General features: G+C 38.3%; 11 protein-coding genes, 4 tRNA genes and 1 pseudogene. 9 read left to right on the top strand and 7 right to left on the bottom strand.

The features are described 5' to 3' along the window. The first annotated feature begins 87 nt into the window (after positions 1-87). Entirely contained in the window at positions 88-2,283 is a 2,196-nt protein-coding gene (locus tag AW165_RS03005) for a TRAP transporter large permease subunit (protein ID WP_017400431.1), read from the top strand. A gap of 162 nt (positions 2,284-2,445) precedes the next feature. Here AW165_RS03005 and AW165_RS03000 read toward each other — a convergent pair whose 3' ends face one another. The 4 genes from AW165_RS03000 to rnr form a co-directional block, all read right to left on the bottom strand. Continuing rightward, on the bottom strand, positions 2,446-2,877 hold the full coding sequence (locus tag AW165_RS03000; RefSeq protein ID WP_005067294.1) for a hypothetical protein: 432 nt from the start codon (positions 2,875-2,877) through the stop codon (positions 2,446-2,448). Between the two features lie 11 nt (positions 2,878-2,888). Next, the gene (locus AW165_RS02995; RefSeq protein WP_002117042.1) at positions 2,889-3,098 is read right to left on the bottom strand and encodes a YheV family putative zinc ribbon protein; all 210 of its coding nucleotides are present in this window, start codon (positions 3,096-3,098) and stop codon (positions 2,889-2,891) included. A gap of 40 nt (positions 3,099-3,138) precedes the next feature. Next, on the bottom strand, positions 3,139-5,193 hold the full coding sequence (locus AW165_RS02990; RefSeq protein ID WP_060464936.1) for a M3 family metallopeptidase: 2,055 nt from the start codon (positions 5,191-5,193) through the stop codon (positions 3,139-3,141). Between the two features lie 135 nt (positions 5,194-5,328). Beyond that, positions 5,329-7,746, bottom strand: a complete 2,418-nt coding sequence (gene rnr, locus AW165_RS02985; protein WP_060464935.1) for a ribonuclease R — start codon at positions 7,744-7,746, stop codon at positions 5,329-5,331. A 261-nt stretch (positions 7,747-8,007) separates the two neighbouring features. Here rnr and AW165_RS02980 point away from each other — a divergent pair. The 4 genes from AW165_RS02980 to AW165_RS02965 all read left to right on the top strand — a co-directional run bounded on the left by AW165_RS02980 (position 8,008) and on the right by AW165_RS02965 (position 9,000). After that, positions 8,008-8,098: transfer RNA gene (locus AW165_RS02980), tRNA-Ser, on the top strand. A gap of 10 nt (positions 8,099-8,108) precedes the next feature. Continuing rightward, a tRNA-Arg gene (locus AW165_RS02975) sits at positions 8,109-8,185 on the top strand. 39 nt (positions 8,186-8,224) lie between these two features. After that, positions 8,225-8,301 (top strand) — tRNA-Arg (locus tag AW165_RS02970). Between the two features lie 105 nt (positions 8,302-8,406). Then, positions 8,407-9,000 (top strand): HAD-IB family hydrolase, encoded by a 594-nt coding sequence (locus AW165_RS02965; protein ID WP_046813666.1) that lies wholly within the window; start codon positions 8,407-8,409, stop codon positions 8,998-9,000. Positions 9,001-9,064: 64 nt separating this feature from the next. Here the strand turns inward: AW165_RS02965 and AW165_RS02960 are convergent, their stop codons facing one another. Continuing rightward, positions 9,065-11,326, bottom strand: coding sequence for a beta strand repeat-containing protein (locus AW165_RS02960; RefSeq protein WP_060464934.1), 2,262 nt, complete (start codon positions 11,324-11,326; stop codon positions 9,065-9,067). Positions 11,327-11,698: 372 nt separating this feature from the next. Between AW165_RS02960 and AW165_RS20040 the strand changes: the two are divergent. Together AW165_RS20040 and AW165_RS02955 are read left to right on the top strand one after the other, a co-directional pair. Continuing rightward, positions 11,699-11,815, top strand: a pseudogene (locus AW165_RS20040) (hypothetical protein); the annotation flags it as partial. Positions 11,816-11,906: 91 nt separating this feature from the next. Beyond that, positions 11,907-11,983 (top strand) — tRNA-Arg (locus AW165_RS02955). Positions 11,984-12,097: 114 nt separating this feature from the next. Here AW165_RS02955 and AW165_RS02950 read toward each other — a convergent pair. Next, on the bottom strand, positions 12,098-12,790 hold the full coding sequence (locus AW165_RS02950; protein WP_060464933.1) for a nitroreductase family protein: 693 nt from the start codon (positions 12,788-12,790) through the stop codon (positions 12,098-12,100). A 223-nt stretch (positions 12,791-13,013) separates the two neighbouring features. Between AW165_RS02950 and AW165_RS02945 the strand changes: the two genes are divergently transcribed. Together AW165_RS02945 and AW165_RS02940 are read left to right on the top strand one after the other, a co-directional pair. After that, the gene (locus tag AW165_RS02945) at positions 13,014-13,511 is read left to right on the top strand and encodes a YcxB family protein (protein ID WP_060464932.1); all 498 of its coding nucleotides are present in this window, start codon (positions 13,014-13,016) and stop codon (positions 13,509-13,511) included. Positions 13,512-13,550: 39 nt separating this feature from the next. Continuing rightward, a complete protein-coding gene (locus tag AW165_RS02940) occupies positions 13,551-14,192 on the top strand; it encodes a fumarylacetoacetate hydrolase family protein (RefSeq protein WP_060464931.1) in 642 nt (213 codons plus the stop codon). Between the two features lie 103 nt (positions 14,193-14,295). On the opposite strand, the gene AW165_RS02935 is transcribed toward AW165_RS02940, so the two are convergent. Beyond that, a complete protein-coding gene (locus tag AW165_RS02935) occupies positions 14,296-15,543 on the bottom strand; it encodes a YihY family inner membrane protein (RefSeq protein ID WP_060464930.1) in 1,248 nt (415 codons plus the stop codon). Positions 15,544-15,902 lie beyond the last annotated feature (359 nt).

Genomic DNA, 15,902 nt, shown 5'->3' with positions numbered 1-15,902 from the left:
GGGATGGATTTAACCCCTGACCAAGAAAAATTGCATGACTCAATTCTTTAATTTTTAGGGACTTGAGAGAACAAAATTGGAATATTTATGCAAGAACATCAAGAAAAAAGATCTGGATTAGGTCTGCTGGGTTATATCTGGAACGAATGGATCTCAACATTCGTCATCCTCATTCTGCTATTAATGACGCTAATTATTGGTACCGGGGAAATGATCCACGGACAATTATTACGTATCGGGGAACGTCTATATGGCGACCCTGCTACAGGTATGCAATATTCTTTTTTGCGTGCTGAGCCTGAAAAGCCAACTTGTGATCGACATCCAAATATCGAGGCTCAAGTAAAAGAACAAATGAAAGCGAATGCGTCTGATGATTTCGCGAGTTTCTTTGGTGCAGCATCGGAAAGTGATGTTCGTGCATCACTACTCGCAGCGCAGCAACAATGTGATGAAAAATATCAGGCATATGATAAAACTATTAAATATATCGAAGCTAACCCAGGGGTACGTACTTACCGTGCTATCGAGACTGGTTTCTTTGGTATTTTTAAATTTGGTACAGAAAACCGTGCCATTTTACTGGTCTTTATGGTTCTGATTTCTGCGATTACTGCATCGTTGAAATATCACCATATTGGCTTGCGTAACCCAGCAACAAAAATAGATTACAAAGTGTATTCCCTGTTTATGTTGATTGGTAATGCGCTGCTTAGTACCTCTGTCATTAGTCAGTATCGTTCAGTCATAAATTCTGGGGTAACACCTACCTATGAAACAGTAACGATTTACTGGATCTGGATGATTCTATTTGTTGTTCTGACTTTAATTAGTTTGTATCAATTATTTGTTTCACCTCCACCAAAGCGTGAAGGCGGGAATATAGGCTTAGCCTTATTATCAGTGCCTTTATATGCTTACATGGCCCTAATTACAGGCATCGTATTTACGTTCTTTATGGATTACCCAATGGGGCAAGGTATTTACCTTGGTTTATTGGTTGAGTTCTCGGGTATCTTCTTAAACCTTGCCTTGTTTATTTGGGCAGGTATGCTTTTAACTCAAACACGCGTTATGGACTTGTTCCTTAATGTGCTTCGTCCATGGAACTTGGCGCCAGAAACCTTAACTTGGTTAATTCTAATTGCTGCTGCTGTACCAACAGCTTATACAGGTGCATCTGGTATTTTTGTTATCGCAGCAGGTGCAATTATTTATAAAGAAGTCTGGAATGCGGGTGCTCGCCGTCAATATGCTTTGGCTGTGTCTGCAATGTCAGGTTCTTTAGGGGTAGTTGTACGTCCATGTCTACTGGTCGTTTTAATTGCAATGCTTGATAGCCGTCATGTTACGTCGGATGAGCTATTTGGGCATGGTATTTATGTATTTTGGTTAACTGCATTTATTTTCTTGGGTGTTTCACTACTTTTAGCTGAAGAAAAATTCCGTGTGAATTCACCAAAAGTTGCGATTCCGGGCATGATGCGTGCCTTTGTACCTGTAATTCCATACATTCTGATCACTGCTGTTGTTCTTGCGATCTATAAATATGCATTAGATACAGGAATGAACGAGTTTACTGCACCAGTAATTTTGCCATTAGTTCTGATCGCAATGATCTTGTACGACAAATTGGTTGCGACCAAAGAAGCGCCTGCAATCAATATTCATGAAGCGATTGTTCGTGAACACGAACAAAAATCACCATTCTTGCGTGCACATGATCCGCATAGCTCTCAATACCGTCTTGGTTTTGGTGGAGCACTTCGATTTGCGACCTCAGAAACTGTAGGTCATATCGGTGCTTTAATTATCTTGATGGCATTGTCTGCAAGTGTAGGTGGTTTAATTGAACGCTCTGAAGTGGTCGAATTATTACCGACTCATTTGGGCAGTATTTACATTTCACTTGCATGTATTGCGCTATTACTTGCCATTATTGGTATGTGTACAGATCCATTTGGTGCTGTAATTTTAGTTGCTGCAACTATTGCACCTGTAGCATACGAAAATGGTATCCATCCAATTCATTTCTGGATGATTGTGTTGGTTGCATTCGAATTTGGTTACGTAACACCACCAGTTGCCTTGAACCATCTACTTACGCGGTTGTCCGTCGGAGATGATGAAGTGAATGCTGCTGATGCTGAAGCGAAAGAGAAATATACAAGCTTCTACTTCCGTTATGAGCGCTGGTTGCTACCAATTATTGTCTTGTTCTCATCATTGGTATTAGTGACTTATGTGCCATATGTATTTAAGTTATTCGATTGGTATAAATAACTTAAATCAAAGTATTGGTTATACAAAAAAGCCTTCCTAAATGGAGGGCTTTTTTAATAAGTAGATTGAGTAAATTTAAAACAAGATGATTAGAATTATTTAAATCCGAACAAAAAAGCTAAAGATGGATAGCTTTAGCTTTTTTAAGAGCTCGTTGAAAAATTATTGCTGTTTAAGCTGAGCTTCCAGCAATTTAACTTGTTCTTCTTTGAGTTTGGTTAATTGATCCGCATCTGCATGCTGAGCTTTTAAGGTTGCTTCCTGATCTTTTAGCTGCCGATGAATATCTTCAAGTTTAGATACTTCTTCTTTTGCTAAAGACTCTTGGGCAGGGACAGGCTCTTTAAGCACATTTTCACTAACAAGTTGCTGAGAACTTGCATTTTCAGCTAAAGGTTCAGAACTTGGTAATGGCTCAGCTGGTTTCGGTTTAGCAGGAGCAGGAGTCGAGACAGGTTGTGGATCAACCAGTGGTGCTGACGACTCGGTTTTTTTAAAAAACCATTGCGCTGCAAAAAAAAGCACTACGAGAATGCTTAAGCCCCCAATTAAAATCCATAATAATTTTGAGTTTTGTTTTCTTTGTAGTGGCATGTTTAAGACCTTTAGTCGGGACGACGTGGCTTGAACTGTATTACCCCAATTTCATCCGGTTCAGCAGGTGTTTCAGGCTCATCAACATGAGTCGGACGATTTTCGCTATAACCGCATTCGATACATTCAATCCATTCGTCTTCTGCGGTGGTTAGCATGATAATCCGATCCATGGCTTCACATTTTGGACATTTTGCCCCAGCAATGAAACGTTTTTTCATCTTTATCACCCTAACCACACGATCAATTTAGGCCCATAGTTTAAGCGGTTTTGTTATCATTCGTCCAACCTTGATGACGTAACAATGCGTCAATTTTAGGCTCGCGTCCACGGAAATTAACAAATGCCTCAAGCGCAGTGTCTTTTCCACCCACAGCTAGAATTGCCTGACGGAATTCTTTACCCGTTTGAGTGTTAAAAATGCCTTCATTTTCAAAACGATCAAATGCATCGCTCGCTAAGACTTCTGCCCATTTGTAAGAGTAATAACCTGCGGCATAACCGCCCGCAAAAATATGACTAAAACTATGTTGGAAACGGTTGTAGTCGACAGTAGGAACGACCGCATATTGCTTACGAATATCGTTTAAGGTTTGCTGAATTTGCTCACTGTTCAGGGCAGGTGTTTTTGTGTGAATGGTCAAGTCAAATAATGCAAATTCAAGCTGACGTAAAGTTTGCATACCAGATTGAAAGAATCGGGCATTTAATAATGCATCTAGTAATTCTTGTGGCAAAGTCTGTTTACTATCGATGTGTTCACTTAATACATCTAGACTTTCTTTATCCCATGACCAGAATTCCATAAACTGGCTTGGTAGTTCTACTGCATCCCAAGCAACACCATGAGTTCCTGCAACCGAGATATTATCTACTTCGGTCAACATATGATGTAAACCATGTCCGAACTCATGGAACAAAGTAATCACTTCGTCATGAGTCAATAAAGCAGGTTGATCACCTACAGGAGGAGTGAAATTACACACCATATAGCAAATTGGTTTTTGTAAACCATGAAGTGTTTGCATGCGCGAGCGGAAGCCATTCATCCATGCGCCACCACGTTTGCCTGTACGTGCATAGATGTCAAAGAAGAAGCCACCAATCACTTGGCCTTGATCTTCTAATTCAAAATAACGTGCATCTGGATGCCAGACAGGTGCTTGTCTTTCAATAATATTAATGCCGTATAGACGCTGCACAATCTGGAATAATCCCTGAAGAACTTTAGGGGCAGGGAAATAAGGTTTTAACGCTTCTTGAGACAGGTTGAATTGTTGCTGTTTAAGCTTTTCAGAATAGTAAGTTGTATCCCAAGGTTTAAGCTCATCCACACCATCTTGTTTAGCAATATCTTGAAGTTCGGCAACTTCTTGAAGTGCAGGAGCGCGCGCATGCTCTGCTAGGTCAACCAAAAACTCATGTACTGTTTTTACGTCCGGTGCCATTTTACTTGCCAGAGAATATTCAGCATAGTTATTGAAACCAAGTAGTTTCGCCATTTCCTGACGAAGACTCAAAATTTCTTCCATAATTTTGCTGTTATCAAACTCAGTTTGTTCAGACTGATCAGAGGCACGAGTCACATAAGCTCTATAAAGCTCTTCACGTAATGCACGGTCATCTGCATAAGTCATGATTGCAAAATATGCTGGGAAATCTAGGGTTGCTACAGCTTGGTCAAGTTCACGTTGTTTGCCGTACTGTTTTAATAACTCAATATTACTTTCTGGAAGACCTTTTAGCTGATCTTCGGTAAGTGGTTTAAAGTAAGCTTGTGTTGCATCAAGTACGTGGTTTGAAAAATCAGAAGAAAGCTGTGAAAGACGCGCAGAAATCTCTGCATAACGTTTTTTCTCTTCACCCTCTAAAGCTACACCTGAAAGTTTAAAGTCACGTAAAGCTAGACGGATAGCACTTTGCTGTGCAGGGCTAAGAGAGCTATAACCTTGACCATCATGGATGTGTTGATAGGTTTGATAAAGCGCCGTGTGTTGACCAAGCTGAGTGTAATATTCACTTAATGCTGGTAATAAAGATTGATAGACTTCTCTCGTTTCTGCATTGCTCATTACAGCGTTTAAATGCGATAAAACGCCCCATGATTCACTTAGATTATTTTCAAGCGTATCGACTTGCTCAAGTACGGCAAGTTGCTGAGCTGCATCTGTAGGTGCAGCCGTAAGAGTATTTAAAAATTCCTGACCTGCTTGGATCGCTTGCTGGATGTCTTGTTTTAAATTTTCTAATTTAATTTGGTCAAAACGCGGAGTTGGTAAAGTCGCTTGCTGTAAAGTCATTGCTAATAGCCACATTATTTTTTAAACATGGTATTAGATGTAGGTCCTCTCAGGCTGGAAATCAAGCTTAATGTGTAAAATAACCCTTTTTAAAAAGAAATAAGCCTCCTATTGGAGACTTATTTCTGAAGTGTGATAATTATTTACTCACTATTCAGCCTTTGATTTTGCATTCGACTTTTTCTTTTTAGGCTTAGATTTTTTCTTCACCTTTTCTGATTTAGTCTCGGCTTTTGCTGAGGTTTTCTTACCAGATTTTTTGGTGTAAGAACTTGGCTTACTTTTTTCTTTCTTTTTGTGAACAGGTCGCTCACCATCACTACTGACAGTTGGTTTACTGAAAACTTCTTCAGTCGCCTGCGTAGTAGTTTTAGTCGTACGCGGCGCACGGCTACGAACTACTCGGCCTGCATGGGTAACTTGCTTAATGAGCTGAAAGTCAATTTTACGTTCTTCCAGATTGACACCAGCAACCTGAATTTTAACTTCATCGCCCAAACCAAAGACTTGACCACGATTTTGACCTACTAGATTTTGACTCGCTTGGTCATAAATAAAGAAGTCATCGCCGAGTTGGCTAATATGAATCATACCATCGACATATAAATCTTTCAGTGTCACGAATAAACCGAATTCGGTCACCGCACTTACAATACCAATGAATTCATCACCTAGATGCTGCTGCATGTAGTGACATTTCAACCAAGTTGTTACGCTACGAGAAGCTTCATCAGCACGGCGCTCTGTTTGAGAGAAATGTTCACCTGCATCATCTAGTGCAGCACCAGAGAGTGGATAAGGCTTTTGTTTCAAGTGAGCTTTAATGGCACGGTGTAATAATAGGTCTGGGTAACGACGAATTGGCGAAGTGAAATGCGTATAAGCTTCATAAGCCAAACCATAGTGCCCTGCATTTTTTGCGCCATAATAAGCTTGCATCATTGAGCGTAATAAGACGGCATGAATACTAGGAGCATCAATACGATCTTTAGTTGCTTCAATTACTCTTTGATAGTCTGCTTGAGTTGGTTGGTCAGGGAAGGGTAGACCCAGTAATTTAACAAAGTCTTTTACTTTCTGAATACGTGAGAACTCTGGAGCTTCATGTACGCGGTATAACATTGGAACATCATGTTCTAATGCATATTCAGCCGCAGCAACGTTAGCAAGTAACATGCACTCTTCAATGAGCTTATGTGCTTCATTACGTGTACGTGGCAAAATTTCTTTAATCCCGCCTAGCTCATCAAAAGTCATGTAAGTTTCAATGGTTTCAAATTCCATTGCATGACGATCAGCACGTAAATTTTTCAAAATCTGATAAAGCTGGAAAAGCGTATTTAAAGATTTATGAATATCACGATCTTTTGGAATTGCATCTGTTGCGCCGTCAAAATATTGTGCTACCTGTGTATAGGTCAAACGCGCTTTTGAATGCATCACTGATGGATAAAAATCGTAACCAGTTACACGGCCTGTACGAGAGAGTTTCAAGTCACAGACCATACATAAACGGTCTACATGAGGGTTTAGAGAGCATAAGCCATTTGACAATGCCTCTGGTAGCATCGGTAATACGAAATGCGGGAAGTATACCGAAGTACCACGTTCCTCAGCTTCTTCATTGAGGGCTGAGTCTAAGCGTACATAATGGCTAACATCAGCAATTGCGACTACTACACGATAACCGCCACCTGGACGTTTTTCAGCATAAACCGCATCATCAAAATCTCGAGCATCTTCACCATCGATCGTAACTAATGCTAAATCTCGTAAATCAATGCGGCCTTCACGGTCTTGAGCAGATGGTTCTTTAAAGCTTTCAGCTTCTTTTATAACTTCATCTGGAAATTCGTAAGGTAAGCCAAACTCAAGAATAGTCTGCGGAATAATAATTTCTGTATCAGCTTTGTCGGCCATAGACTGAATAATATGCGCCGTCGCAAATTCTTCACGAGTCGGATAGCTGTCTATTGCGACACGTAGCATATCGCCAACATTTGCTTCAGCATGTGTTACCAGTTCTTTTTCTAAAGGAATAGGTTGGTGCTGATTTGGATTGTTGGGCTGAATAAAATATTCGCCATCGTGAACCGACAATTTACCAATTAATTGTTTAACACGATGTTGTAAAACTTCTGTGATAAATCCCCAAGGTTTGCCTTTACGATCAACTGAAGTCTGTCGCACTCTAACTCGGTCACCGTTAAAGACTAAACGTAATTCACGTTCAGGCAGTAAAAGGTCACTTTGACCATCAATATGCGCTGTGCCTAAACCTTTACTATTGATATAAACAGTTGCTTCATAGGTCGGTTGATCTGCCACCAACTGAAATTTAAACCCGTCTTTCATGATTTGACCGTCACGAACCATAGCACTTAAGCGGTGACTGAGTGCTTCAATACTTTTTTGGTCATGAATATTAAAATGATCGACAAATTCTGCATGAGATTGCGGTGTCTGCAATTGTTCCAATGTATCTAAAATAAGAGTACGGCTTGGAATAGGATTGTCATAACGTTCAGCTTCAGCTTTCGCTTCGGGGTCAGCCCAGTTTTTTGTCATGTCGTTTGGTTTCACGCTTGGCAGATAAGTTTAGCATAAGTCATGCAGACCCGAACTGCACGTTTAGGTTTGCAATAATGTGTTATGCACTACAGTATTTTGATGAAGAAATAATATCTATCTTAACAAGCGTTTGATCGAAAAAGACGAAAATAATGAGAAAATTGCTTAAAAAATAATTCATTGAACTAAAAAACAAGAAAATTTCACTATGATGACTTGAACAATAGGGTTTTAGTTTGTATTATGGCGGCTCGTTCCGGTGAGGTGGATGAGTGGCTGAAATCACTTCCCTGCTAAGGAAGCATACCTATTACTGGTATCGAGGGTTCGAATCCCTCTCTCACCGCCATTTACTTAATGCGCTCATAGCTCAGCTGGATAGAGCACTTGGCTACGAACTAAGGGGTCGGGAGTTCGAATCTCTCTGAGCGCACCAAGTAAAATAGAACGAATCGCTGAAAGGCACACAAGTTACGCGCTCATAGCTCAGCTGGATAGAGCACTTGGCTACGAACTAAGGGGTCGGGAGTTCGAATCTCTCTGAGCGCACCAACTTGAAGAATTAACCGCTTTTATAGCGGTTTTTTTGTGCCTGTTTTTTAGTACTTTAAAAAATCTAAATTTATAACTTTTTAATTATATTAGAGATAATCATAAATGAACTTAGCTTTATTTGACTTTGATGGCACGATCACTCATAACGATACATTCAGTCTATTCCTTAAATTTTCTTTAAATAAAAAAACTCAAATACTAGGTGGTATTCGACTTGCGCCTTATATAGCGGGTTATAAGCTTGGATGGGTAACCGATAAAACTATTCGAACTAAACTCTGCCAAGTGGGATACGTGGGCTATGATGCGGATTCCCTAAAATATATGGGACAAGAGTTTGCTAAAAGTGTCCTTCCTACCTGTGTGCGTCAAAATGCTTTGGAACGTATTCTCTGGCATAAACAACAAGGTGATCAGATTGTTGTTGTATCTGCATCATTAGGCGTTTATTTAGAAAGCTGGTGTCAATCTTTAGATTTAGACGTTATATGTAATCAACTTGAAATACGTGATGGTATTTTGACAGGTGATTTTATTAATGGTGATTGTGGTTATTTAGAAAAAGTAAATAGAATAAAAAATAAATATGATTTAACTCAGTATTCTACAATTTATGCTTATGGTGATACACCTAATGATTATGCAATGTTAGAGCTGGCGCATAAGAAATATTATAGATGGGAAGAAATGAATTAATATTTAAAGATATATTAATAAATAAAGCCACTTGTAATAAGTGGCTTTATTTTAATGACTTATATTAAACAGTATTGAAAGAGTTTTCTAAGAAGTTATCGGTAAGTAATGATGTAGGTATGATTGTATGCGTTGTATTAGTTACGCTTGATACTGTCGACGTTACACCACCGAGTAAGCTACCACCAGTTAATCCGCCTAGTAAATTAGAAATAACATCTAACCCACCTTCACCAGTCACACCGCCCGTTAAGCTACCCACGATATCTGTTACGATGCCGATAGGGTTGTCTGTACCGCCAGTAACGCCACCAGTTAAGCCGCCTAGAAGGTCGGTCACTAAGCCAAGAGGGTTATCACCATCTACGCTACCAGTTAAACCGCCAAGTAAATCAGTGACTAAGCCTAGTGAGCTATCCCCACCAGTTACCCCACCAATAGTTCCTGTCAATCCGCCAATGATTTCTGTTACTAAACCAGTAGCAGTTGTGCCATTTGTAATTAGCGTATCGAGAACACCAGTAGCAGATTCAGTAGCACCTTGAATGTCTCCACCCACTAGATCAGAAATGACTTCAAGCGTACCATTTACTGTGTCACGAGAAGTTTCGAAAGTTAGAGTACCAAGATCAGCAAGTTCAGAAACAGGATGTTCTGCTTGTGGAAGAATACTGATAATTGTATCTGCAACTGTATCAATGCCAGTGTTGATAATTTCAGTTTTTAGGCTTTCTACCCCCTGAAGAATATCAATACCGCCTTGAACAACATCAATCACTGGAGAGATTGGAGAAGTTCCACCACCGATACCGCCAGTTACACCGCCAATAATGTCAGTAATTACTTCAAGTGGATTACCATCAACACCACCAGTTACACCGCCAATAATGTCAGTAATTACTTCAAGCGGGTTACCGTCAACACCACCAGTTACACCGCCGATAATGTCAGTAATTACTTCAAGCGGGTTGCCATCAACACCACCAGTTACACCGCCGATAATGTCAGTCACGACTTCAAGAGGATTACCACTAACACCGCCAGTTACACCACCAATAATGTCGGTTACCACGCCAAGTGGGCTATCACCACTTGTTGCGCCGCCGATAATGTTATTAATAATTCCAGTAGCAGTTGACCCATTTGTAATCAGTGTATCGAGAATATCGGTAGCAGATTCAGTAGCACCTTGAATATCACCACCAACTAAATCAGAAACAACTTCAAGTGCACCGTTTACTGTGTCACGAGAAGTTTCGAAAGTTAAAGTGCCAAGATCTGCTAGGTCTGAAACAGGATATTCAGTTTGTGGAAGAATACCGATAATAGTATCAGCAACAGTTTCGATACCAGTATTGATGATCTCAGTTTTTAGACTCTCTACACCTTGTAGAATATCAATACCGCCTTGAACGACATCAATCACTGGAGCGATTGGAGATGTGCCATCACCGATACCGCCAGTTACGCCGCCGATAATATCAGTAATTACTTCAAGCGGATTACCGTCAACACCACCAGTTACACCGCCGATAATATCAGTAATTACTTCAAGTGGATTACCGTCAACGCCACCAGTTACGCCACCGATGATGTCAGTAATTACTTCAAGCGGGTTGCCATCAACGCCACCAGTTACACCACCAACGACATCTGTAATGCTTCCGACAACGTCAGTAACAATACCTGTCGCAGTTGTACCATTAGTGATTAATGTTTCAACGACACCAGTAGCAGACTCAGTTGCGCCTTGAATGTCTCCACCCACTAGATCAGAAATGACTTCAAGCGTGCCATTTACTGTGTCACGAGAAGTTTCGAAAGTTAAAGTGCCAAGATCAGCAATTTCAGAAACAGGGTGTTCAGTTTGAGGAAGGACACCAATGATAGTATCAGCAACAGTGTCGATACCTGTATTGATGATTTCAGTTTTTAGGCTTTCAACACCCTGAAGAATGTCGATACCACCTTGAACAACGTCAATAACTGGAGCAATTGGAGAAGTTCCAAGATCAATACCGCCAGTTACTCCGCCAATAATATTAGTTACTGTGTCTACAGGACTTGTAGAACCGATACTGCCAGTAACAGTACCAACGGCATCAGAAACAAGGCCTGTTGTGGTTGTTGTCAGGGTGTTGGTTACCGTTGAAATTACATTAGAGAGTAAACCTGATGTAGAGATATTTACATCAGAAATGTTTATATCAGAAACGTTTACATTAACAGCGGAACCTGTGTTTACGTTTGTGTTTACCGATACAATATTACCCAAATCTTGAGTAATTTTTGATATCGAAGATACGAGATTTGTTAGTAAGAACATGTTGGTCTATTTCCTATATAATTTTGTATTTTTAAGTAAGTATTATTTATTGCGCTACATAATTAATGAGATGTGTATCTCAATAATTGGAATTTAGTATTGGTTAGATCTCAAAAGCTGTCAATGTGTATTTTTAGTCACATTTTTTGTTATTTAATAATATTTAAAGAAATAATAATTTATTTAATTTAGACGTAAAAATAATAATAATTTTTATATTATATAATTTTAACTAACTATTTTTTTAATCATATTTTCACTTATTTGAAGCATTATCTTAGTTAAATTTTAAACAGTCTTATAATGGTTAGGTTCAACCAGAAATATATTATTTGTATAATGTTGACTAAAATAGTAGCCTTTATCCTCTAGATAGATGGCAAAATGCTTCAAAAAGTCTATAAAACTTAATTGAAAAAAAATATTTCAGATATATCTTTGGTGAGCGATGTTTCAATAATTTTAGCTACAAAGTTATGTAAACTAGAGCAATGGCTAATAACTAGACGTTTGATGACAGGAAGATGAAAAAAGGCTTCCTAAGCCTTAAAAAATGCGTATAATGCGCAACATCAAGTACGCGCTCATAGCTCAGCTGGATAGAGCACTTGGCTACGAACTAAGGGGTCGGGAGTTCGAATCTCTCTGAGCGCACCACTTGAAAAATTAACCGCTATATATAGCGGTTTTTTTGTATCTATTTTTTATTATTTCGATTTAAAAGCTAGTGCTCATGGCAACCAGCTCTTAAATGATTTGAAGTTGAAAAAATTAGCCAAATGTTTTAAAACGGCTTTCGTCTTCAATAAAAGCTTTTTCACCTGCTTCGCCTTCAATTGAACCAAATACTAATTGGGCTCTTAGTTTCCATTGAGCAGGAATTTCAAAAGCAGCATTAATTTTCTCATCGATAATTGGATTGTAATGTTGTAAAGAAGCTCCAATATCTTGTTCAGCCAATACATTCCACACTGCAAATTGTGCAATTGCTGTTGAGTGTTCAGACCAGACTGGGAAATTATCAGCATACAATTCAAATTGCTCTTGTAAACCTTTAATTACATCTTGGTCTTCAAAAAATAAAACTGTACCAGCACCCGCTGCAAAACTTTGAATTTTTTGTTCAGTTCCAGCCAGTGCTTCGGCAGGAACAATAGTTTTTAATACATCTAAAACAATATTCCAGAAATTTTGATGAGACTCATTAAATAAAATTACAACGCGAGATGATTGAGAGTTGAACGCTGAGGGGCTATGTTTGACCGCTTCTTGAATCAATTCTTCAATTTCCGAAGGTATATGCTTTAAATTTTTTCCAATCGAATAGATAGAACGACGTTTTTTAATTAATTCTAAAAAGCTTGGCTGATTGAAAAGAGGGGACTCTTGAGTGGCTTGAGTAACCACATCTTTTGAGACTGTTGCTTTTTGATTTAAGCCAAATAATTTTGCAAAGAAAGACATGAGACATTCCACTAAGAAGGTGATGCTCTTATTGTAGAAATTTTAAAAACTGAAATAAGCTCAAAAAATATGAATCTACGTTCTATATATGCAACGTAGTTGATCTTCGAATCTCATAATAAGCTCTACTTTTAAACAAAATAAAAAATAGCCTTTGATTCATTTTAAAGCTGAAATGAATATGCTCTAATAGTTTCGATTTATTGAGTATTGATGCAGTGCAATGACTGAGCAAAAAACAGCTTTATCTTTACGTTATTATATGAATTTAGAAGAGTCACAAGATGGATTTTCATTAGTGACATTTGGGAAAAAGCAATTTACCCGTTTTCTTACACCTGCAATTAGTATCGCAATTATTATTTGGGGATTTTATTTAGGTCTCTCTGGTGTTGGACGATATTATGTCGGGTTAGGCGTTTTTTTTCTGGTGATGCAAGGCCTGATGCGTTACTGGCTTTTACCTATGTTATTTAAGCGTCAATTTGTTCGTTACCAGTTTGGAAAGAGTGAGCAGGGAATCGACTTATATCAAGATTACTTTGAGCTTTATGCCAATGGTCGTAAGCAAGTGATGCAATATGCAGATGTACAAACTTTTGCTAAAGGCAAACTGACTTACATGCTTGAGCTAAAGAATAAAACTGTAATTATTGTACCAAAGCGTGCATTTGCACAGGTTTCAGATCAAACCATATTTGAAAATACATTTAAGAAATAAATTATTGGAATTATTAGCCGCAACAACAAAGGAAGCCTCATGAATATACGTCCTTCAAAAATCGTTTGCGTGGGCAGAAGTTACGCCGATCATGTCAAAGAATTAAATAATGCTATGCCTGACAACCCTATATTATTTATTAAACCACCGAGTAGTTTGATTGGTTTAAATGACGGTATTTCTTGGAATCCAGCGTGGGGCAGTTGCCATTTTGAATGTGAGTTAGTGTTACGTATTGATCAACCTTTGAAAGGTGAAACAGATCCTGAAAAAGCTTTAAAAGCGATTGGAGCAGTAACTTTAGGTCTTGATTTAACAATGCGTGATTTACAGAATGATCTGAAAAGTAAAGGCCACCCATGGGAGCGAGCTAAAGCTTTTGATGGTGCTTGTGTTTTGGCAGATTGGGTTGATACAAAAGAAATTACAAATTGGCAAGAGACCAAATTCACTTTCCATATTAATGATGAATTGCGTCAAGATGGTAATACTGCACTGTTAATGTTTACTATTGGTGAACTTTTAACTGATATTAATCAGGTTTTTTCACTAGAGCCAGGTGATGTGATTATGACAGGTTCACCTGCTGGGGTTGGACCATTACATGCAGGTGATCAGTTGAAAATGACATTAAAAGGTGCAACGCAAGATTTTGCATGGGAAACTTTTGTAAAAGCATAACCCACTCCTAAAATTGCCAATTTTTAACCCTATTATTTTTTTAATAATAGGGTTTTTTATTGGGTAGGAAAGAGTGTCTATACTATTGAAGAGTTCTACTTTCTTATTTCTCTTCAAAAATTGTTGAGAGCGGAATGGAAAGTTTTGCTGCTAAATAATCATTAGATTCGACCAAGGCGGGTCCTATTTTTTCCATCCATTCATCGTCATCGTGTACATTTAGAACATCTTCACGTAATGGTAAAGGGTATGGAAGAGCAGTGAAAAAGCTCCAGAAGTCAACTTGGGATAAATTGCGCGCGAGAACATATTCATCTTTATCGGTACGTTTAACCAAATTTTGCTCTTCAAGTAAAAGTACATAAGCTGGCCAGCGGCCAATTTCTCCGCGACCTAAAATTTCTAAAGCTTCTTTGTCACTTACACTTTCACCGAGTTTCTGTTTTTTATAAAACAGCTCGAGAATATCTAATAGCATTAAAACAGGATGACGTTTCTGCTCTTTACCCGAGTGAAAAGCAGTTAGAGCAAAACTTACTTCTACACCAAGTAAAATAATGTTCCATGACAGGAAGATCCATAGAAGGAAAATTGGCACTGCTGCAAATGCACCATAAATAATTTCATAACTAGTGAAATTTGACATCACAAAGCTAAAGAAATTTTTGAGTATTTCAAACAGTACAGCACTTAAACAAGCCGCTATTCCTGCTGCATAAACTGGGACTGTGCGATTGGGAATGGTCCAATATAAAATGAAGAAACCCAAAATAGTGAGGACAAAAGAAATTAGCCAGAGTAAAAATGCGCCATTAAGTTGATAACCTGTGAAGTTATTACTTAATAAGTTCATCGATGCAACTGTTGATGAAATAACAAATGCACTTCCTAAGATAATCGGACCTAAAGAAATGATAGTCCAATAACGCATAAAACCCATAATGCCACTGCGTGTTTCTTTTACTCGCCAAATACGGTTAAAGACGGTTTCAATTGAGGTCAGCATTAAGACAGTAGTAACGAATAAAAAAAGCACACCAATAACGGTTAAGTTGCTAGATTTTTCTGTAAAAGCATTTAGCGCTTTATCAAATGCGATCGTACTCTTTGGTAAAAAGTTACTATAGATTAAATGTTGCAGCTGTTGTCTTGCGGGTTCTAACGCTTTGATTGAAGAAATAATTACTAAAAAAACTGTTAACATCGGTACAACTGCGAATAGCGTTGTATAGGTGAGAGAGCCAGCTTGTTCACGGCACCGATCAGCTTCAAAACGCTTAAATACATATAAAACGAACTGAAACCAAGTTTTATTATAAAAAGGAAGTTTACTTAAAAAACGTTGTAACATGCGTCGTCTATCCCGATTTTTTTAATCATCATGTTGGGCGATTGATAGCTTATCAAAGTATGAGCTTAAGTACTCAAATCGTAGATTAAAGCAAAATAATAACTTATAGAATTAAAGTCGTTCTGTAAGTTTACTATGTGCTATAGAAAGAATTGTAGCCATAAACTTTTTTCAACAAAGTAGGCTTTCTGTTGTCTAAGCAAGGGTTTACCAAAAGTAGATAAACTTTTTACTCGATGAGTCCGAGAAATTTGCTCGTATTATCTTTTGTATTGCACCATCAATCACCTCTAGAATTTCATAAAATTGGTTGCGCCAAAAAAATAAAAAATCCCGTATAGTGTTCTTTTTAACAAAAT

Source organism: Acinetobacter sp. LMB-5, assembly GCF_001541635.1.
GTDB lineage: Bacteria > Pseudomonadota > Gammaproteobacteria > Pseudomonadales > Moraxellaceae > Acinetobacter > Acinetobacter pittii.
Note: the sequence above shows the minus strand (reverse complement) of the source record. Positions and strands in the feature narration are given on the sequence as shown.